The sequence below is a fragment of the Pseudoalteromonas sp. G5_S1_14_S5 genome (genome assembly GCF_054968605.1).
On sequence record NZ_JBQKUM010000247.1, the window covers coordinates 1 to 368 of the forward strand.

Below are 368 nucleotides of genomic sequence, written 5' to 3' on the forward strand. Positions count from 1 at the left end.
CCTTCAGTCGCAATCAGGTACGCCGCCAGGTATTGATCTCCCCTTTCTCTCCGAGTACGAGCAATAACGACTGCCTGCTGTACACTCGGCTCACTGGTCAATGCGTGTTCAATTTCACCGAGCTCAATACGCAATCCTCGGATCTTCACCTGAAAATCATTGCGCCCGAGGTATTCCAATGTTCCATTGGGCAGCCAACGCACCAGATCGCCAGTCTTGTACATGCGGTCGTAGCCCTTGGCTTTGTCTTCTATAGAAGCGAACGGGTTGGTAATGAATTTTTCTGCAGTCAGTTCGGGGCGATTGAGGTAACCTCGCGCCACACCGATGCCACTAATGTGTAGCTCCCCCGGTGCGCCAACGGGCAG

The 368-nt window shown here is 53.5% G+C and carries 1 pseudogene; it reads right to left on the reverse strand.

Annotation, left to right across the window (positions count from 1 at the left end):
• Positions 1–368 (reverse strand): annotated as a pseudogene (locus ACTRWI_RS22750) (amino acid adenylation domain-containing protein); the annotation flags it as partial.